This is a genomic window from Polyangium sp. 6x1, from assembly GCF_029946515.1.
Classification (GTDB): Bacteria; Myxococcota_A; Polyangia; order Polyangiales; family Polyangiaceae; genus Polyangium.
Genome location: NZ_JARZHH010000155.1, coordinates 1 through 5,734, shown reverse-complemented (window position 1 = coordinate 5,734; position 5,734 = coordinate 1). Strand labels below are relative to the sequence as shown.

The following is a 5,734-nucleotide window of genomic DNA, read 5'->3' as shown; positions in this document are numbered from 1 at the left end:
GGGCGCGGGCGGCGACGGCTCGGGCGGCGGCGGCACGGGCGGCGGCGGCGCGGGCGGCGCGGGCGGCGGAGCCTGCAACGTGACGCTCGTCGAGGGGCAGAGCACGCTGGTGCCGACCGAGGGCGTCCCGCGCCCCGCGCTGAACGTCCCCTACGACGATGAGCACTACCACCTCCAGGTCGCCCGCGTGACGGACGCCTCGCAGGTCAAAGACCACGACATTCCGGCCTGGGTCCGCCACGAGTATTCGCGCCGGCCCGCCTTCAATGCCGACTCGACCCGCGCGCTCATGATCAGCTCGAACGGGTGGATTCGCCTCTACGAGGTGAAGCCGGACGGCACCCTGGGTTTCCTCAAAACGCTCTCCCTGGGTGAGCCCCAGGAGCCGAACTGGCACCCGACGGATCCGAACAAGCTCTACTTCCTCGAACCGTATGGCCAGGGTCTCACGATCTCGACCTACGACATCACGAATGACATGAAGTCCACGACGAGGGATCTCGGGACGCGCGTCAAGGCGCTCTTCCCGGGCTCGACCGGCATGTGGACGAAGCAGGAGGGACGCCCCTCGGACGACGGCAAGATCTGGTGCATGGAGGCCGGTCACACGACGAACAGCAATTTCATACCCGATGGGCTGATCGCGTATGACTTCGAGGCCGACAAGATCCTCGGGCACATGCCCGTGACGGAGGCGCCCGACCACATCTCGACGAGCCCCAAGGGGAATTATTGCGTGCCGTCGTGGGGGGTCCCCCAGGGGACACGCGCCTACAAGACCGACTTTTCGGGCTACACGCAGCTCCACGACCGCAGCGAGCACAGCGATCTCGCGGTGACGAAGGGCGGCGACGAGGTCCTCGTCTACACCGCCTACGACGGGGCGAACGAGGGCAACGTGGTCATGGTCAAGCTCTCCGATGGGACGGCGACGCCGCTCTTCCCGCTTTATGGCGACAACCACGCGGGCGCCGCCATGCACATCAGCGGGGCCTCCAAGAACAAGCCCGGCTACGCCGTCGTCGGGTTTTATGCCTGCTCCGAGGACTACGGCGCCAAGGCGTGCGACCCGTCCAAGCAATGGTTTTACAACAAGGTCATCGCCGTCGAGCTCGAGGCGAACCCGAAGATCTACAACCTCGCCCATACCCACTACGGCAACGCCGGCTACTTCGCCTCGGCGCAGGCGGTCCCCAACCGGGACCTCACGAAGGTGCTGTTCGCCTCGACCTGGGAAAGCACCGTGGAGAAGGACGTCTCGAGCTACCTGATCCAGGTGCCCGGCTGCGCCCTTCCGTAGCCTTCGGCCCGGGCGCGTCGCTCCGCGTGATCTTGCCCGCGCGGCCCAGATACGCGAACCTCGCGCCATGACCAAGGCGCTCGCGACGCGCGCGCACCCGGCTCGGGTGCTCCTGCTCCTCTCGTGCAGCCTCGGCGCGCCGTCCTGCGGCGGCTCGGCCCCATCGCCCTCCACGCCGCCCATTGCCTCGTCCCCGCCCGCGACCGCGATCGACCCGCGCCTCACGAATGCGGCGGAGCTCGAAGAGCAAGCGCGACGATTGCTCGCCGCGCACCAGCTCTCGCCGGCCTCGGAGGCGGCCTGGGGCGCGGCGCGGGCGCGGACGAACGCGCTCGGCCCAACGCACCCCGAGGTCGAGCGGACCTTGCTCCTCTGCGCGTGGATCGACGAGCAGCGCGGGGCGCGTGGCGAAGCGCTCTCGGCCCTGCGGGGCGCAGGGTATGCGATGACGGCGCGGCTCGGGCCGCGGAGCCTCCCGGCGGCGGACCTGCTCGTGCGAATCGCGCGGCTCGAAGCGGAGCGCCGTCACCTGGACGACGCGCGCTCGGCGGCCGCGGACGCGCTCGCCATGCGCGAGGCGCTGCTCGGCCCTGCTCACCCGGATGTCGCGCGTACGCTCGTCCTCCTCGGCGAAATCGACGGCAAGTCATGCCACGCGCCCGAGGCATTGGCCGAGCTACGGCAGGCGCTCGCCATCGTGGACGCGACGCCGGGGGTCGATCCTTTGCTCGTGGTCGACGTGCTCGACGAGCTCGGCACGGTGCAATCATTCGCGCAAGCGGACGGCGAGGCGGAGGCGCTGTGGAGGCGAGCGCTCGGGATCCTCGCGCCGCTCGAAGCGACGGCATATGCGCGGCTCATCGACGTTCAGACGCAGCTCGCGAAGCAGGCCGATCGGCGCGGAGACCGCGCCTCGGCGCGCGCATGGGCCGAGCAGGCGCTCGCCGTGGCCGAGCGTCACGTGACCACGAAGGTGACGGATCCACGCGTGAGACCGGGGGAGCTCCTGGTCGGCTTTCTGCGCGAGGGAGGCGATCCGGCGGGGGCGGAGGCGATCTACGCCCGGATCGGGCGCAAGGAGCGGACGTGGGGCACGATCGTGCCCCCCGCGGCGACGAAAAACGAGGTGCCGCGCTGCATCCCGCCGTCGCCATCGGATCCCACGACCAACGCGGCGCAGGTGGTCGCCGGAATGGCCCCGGGGTTCCGGCGCTGTTACAAGGCGGCCTTGCAGCAAAACATCGCATACGAGACGGCCATGCGCTTGACCGCGAAGATCGGCCCCGGCGGAGAGGCCACCTCGGTGCGCACGAGCGCGTCGGTACGGGATCCGGATTGGATCATCGATTGCCTCTTCAAGACCGTCGCATCGGCGAAATTCAATCCCCCGGAGGGCGGGGGCGCGACGCTCGTCATTCCGGTCACGTTCGAGTCGAAGTGAACGGTCGTCAGTCCAACGAATCGTCGTTCATGACGACCTCGAACGCCGTGGGAGGCACCGGGGGCAGGCCGAGCAGCCGTTCGAGCACAGCCCATGTGCCCGTGCTCTTCAGAATCGACCGGAGCTCCTTCTCGATGGCAGGATCCCGCCAGAGGCTCGCGTAGAAGTCGCCCATGCCGTGATCGGTATGCCATCCAGCCATGAAGGACCAGGCGTGCGCCTTGTGCTCCTTGCCTCGAGGATGGGGCCTCGACGCGAGCCACTCCTTCACCTTGCGACCCCGCTCGGGAAAGGCCGCAGAGAGCGCGGCGCACACGAGCCGTTCGAGGGCCTGCTGCGAGGGGACGCCGTCCGCGACCGGATCAGGGACGTACCAGAGGATCGGAGAGACCACCGTTTGCCCTCCGTCAAACTCGAATTCCCCCGAAGGAGTCTCCTTCGCCTCTTTCCCGACGAGCGACCGAATCGACTCGATGACGTCCGACGGCGAACCAAGGTCGACGTCGAGGTTCAGCACGAGGCGTGCGAGGGGCTTCGTTGCGCGGGCCCGGAGCAGGAGCCGCGCATAGTAGCGGACGGGATCGTCACCTGCCCCCTTCGGCATGCTCGTTTGCGCGCCGCAAGGCACGACTTGCAGGAGCCCGCCTCCCGGTGTCCGATACCTGTAGACGGCATTGTACGTGTGCGGTGAGCTCGCCTTTCGATCTTCCTTGCAGCCCACGGAAAGCAGAAGGCCCTGCCAGAAGGACCGATCGTCGAAGCCTTCACACAGGAGGATCGACTCGGATACGCCGCTCATCGAAGGTCTTCTCCCGCAGCCTCACGAGCAAAGGCAGCCTCCGCCCCCTCGTAGCGCGTGCTCCGGAGCTCGCCGTCGCGGAGCGCGAGGTGAAACACGGACAGGGGCGAAAGGTCCTCGCCGCATTCCAGAAGGAGCGCATCCAGAAGGTCGAGGCTATGGGTGGAGAGGACCACTTGAACGCCCCTCTGGACAGCCGCCAGGATGGCGCGCGCGGTCCGTCGTAATGCGCGCGGATGCTGGCTCGCCTCGGGCTCCTCGAGAAGCGCCGTGCCTCCCGGGGGCACCGCAAGCTCGAAGCAGATCCGAACGAGGCTCTGGATCCCGTCCCCGGCAAGCGCGACCGGCACGCTGTGATCGGCGAATTGGAGCTGCACGATCGTCGCCCCAGCGACGTCGGTCAGGAGGATATTGCGGAGCCCAGGCACCACGGCGGACACGAGCTCGACGCTCTCGTCGAGCAGGCCGCTCTCGACGGCGTCCGTGTACACGCGGGAAAGCAGCGCATGCCGAGCGCCGGGCCGAGGGTCGACGAGCTTGACGAGGGGAACACGACGGAGTGCGCCTCCGCTCTCCTGATCGAAGACGTATTCATTATCGAGCGCGAACGCGGTGCGGCACTTCGCGCTCTCCGGCTCGACCAGCGCCGCAACCTCGGCCATGAAGGGCCGCCTCGCGCGTCGTTCGTCGAGCCGGAGCTCGAGGTCGGGGGAGACATCCGTCGCGAGCGTGAGCGTCACCTTGCGAGGACCCGTGTCCTTGATATCCACCTCGATGGTGGCCGGAGAGCCGTCCCGGCCGCCGCGCCAAAAAAGCCACCGCGCGCCGTCCCAGAGCTCGGAGCGCCGCGCGACGACCCGCCCCACCGCGTCGCCGGGAGAGCGACTCCCCCCAATGACCATGCCATCGAGCAGCGTGCTCTTGCCCGCGCTGTTCGGGCCCAGGATCACGGTCAGAGGCGAAAGTCCTTCGAGGCCGCCGGACCGTATGCCTCGAAAGGAGGTGACACGGATCGTAGTGATCACGCGAGGTTCCCTACACGTGAACCCCCAACGGGTCAAGCAACGGGGCCGCCGGCCCGCTTACCGATCGTGACCCATTTCCGTCCACCACCGCGTCGGACCCGGAAGATCGACATTCCGATCCCGCTCTCCCCCCGCAGTGATCCCCGAGATCGACATCTCGATCCCGCGCCCCACCCCCCCAGAATCCCGGGATCGACATCTCGATCCCGCGCCTCCCCGTCAGTCGTGCCTGTCGACGGGCTTTGTTTTTGTGGTCTTCGCCTTGGGGAAGAACCGTTCAGCAGCGGACCGGCCAAGCTCGGCGAGCAGGACGCCGTACACCTTGGTCATGAGCCGGCCCCAAGCGTCCTCGGCGGCTTCGAGGCGGGTGCCAGCGAGGGCCTCCTCGGTGCGGGCCTTGATCAGGGCCTCAGCAGCGCCCGTGAAGGCAACGACGCCAGCGTTGATGGCGGGGACGGCCTCCTGACGGACCGGATCAGCCTCAGGCAGGAGCTCGTCGAGGCGGCTCTGGAGCTCGCCATAACGAGAGACCTCCGCATCGAGCGGCGCCGCAATGTAGTAATCGATGCCGTCAGGAAAAATGAGCGTGTAAGGCGCCGTGCGCGCAGCCTCGACGCTGCGCCCGGCAAGCGCGGCGCGGGCCGTCTGCGCAGTCCGATCGAGATCGTCATCGGCCGCATCGCGATCGGCGAGCGCATCCTGCACAGGCCCATTGGCATCCTCGTGCGCGCGGGCGAGGTTGAGGACCCTCGCAGTCGCAGCCTCGACGTCAGCCGCGAGGCTCGTACGCTTGTCCCGGCGGAGGCGGCGCGCAACATAACGGCCATAACGGACACGCTGGCCGGCGTTGGCAGAGGGGGGCGGGAGTTGCATGCGCGAAGCGTAAGCGAAGTCGTGGAGACGGGGCAATGTTCCGGGGGATCGCATCGGGGGGCGTCGCGCCGGGGCGCTGCCCCGAACCCCGCGGGGGCTATCCGCCCCTCGACCCGGACCAGGGCCAGCCCTGGACCTCAAGGGGAAGAACTGCGCTGCGCGCAGTTCTTCCCACAGGCCGGTGGAACCGCCCCGCCGGCTGAACCAGCCACGCTGCCGTCTTGGCTGGCAGGGTCGCCCGTGGTCTTGACCTGGCCGTGCGATGAACTGCGCATCGCGCAGTTCATCGACCCCGC

At 68.5% G+C, this 5,734-nt stretch carries 5 protein-coding genes; 2 read left to right on the top strand and 3 right to left on the bottom strand.

Features of this window, described 5'->3' with window-relative positions:
* Together QHF85_RS49360 and QHF85_RS49355 are read left to right on the top strand one after the other, a co-directional pair.
* Positions 1-1,300, top strand: a 1,300-nt coding sequence (locus tag QHF85_RS49360) for a hypothetical protein (RefSeq protein ID WP_281334521.1), incomplete at its 5' end; no start/stop codon positions are given.
* 67 nt (positions 1,301-1,367) lie between these two features.
* Positions 1,368-2,741: a tetratricopeptide repeat protein gene (locus tag QHF85_RS49355; protein ID WP_281334520.1), complete on the top strand. Its 1,374-nt coding sequence runs from the start codon at positions 1,368-1,370 to the stop codon at positions 2,739-2,741.
* A gap of 7 nt (positions 2,742-2,748) precedes the next feature.
* Here QHF85_RS49355 and QHF85_RS49350 read toward each other — a convergent pair whose 3' ends face one another.
* From QHF85_RS49350 to QHF85_RS49340, 3 genes are all read right to left on the bottom strand, one after another.
* Positions 2,749-3,540 carry a hypothetical protein gene (locus QHF85_RS49350; protein ID WP_281334519.1) on the bottom strand — a complete coding sequence of 264 codons (792 nt, stop codon included), beginning with the start codon at positions 3,538-3,540 and terminating at the stop codon, positions 2,749-2,751.
* Complete coding sequence (locus QHF85_RS49345; RefSeq protein ID WP_281334518.1) at positions 3,537-4,565, bottom strand: AAA family ATPase; 1,029 nt, start codon at positions 4,563-4,565, stop codon at positions 3,537-3,539. Before QHF85_RS49345 ends, QHF85_RS49350 begins: the two co-directional genes overlap by 4 nt.
* Positions 4,566-4,784: 219 nt before the next feature.
* Positions 4,785-5,270, bottom strand: a complete 486-nt coding sequence (locus QHF85_RS49340; protein WP_281334517.1) for a hypothetical protein — start codon at positions 5,268-5,270, stop codon at positions 4,785-4,787.
* Positions 5,271-5,734 lie beyond the last annotated feature (464 nt).

What these genes read in the sequence shown, in the direction of transcription:
- QHF85_RS49350 (WP_281334519.1), bottom strand. Translation starts at nt 3,540, where the DNA reads ATGAGCGGCGTATCCGAGTCGATCCTCCTGTGTGAAGGCTTCGACGAT.
- QHF85_RS49355 (WP_281334520.1), top strand. Translation starts at nt 1,368, where the DNA reads ATGACCAAGGCGCTCGCGACGCGCGCGCACCCGGCTCGGGTGCTCCTG.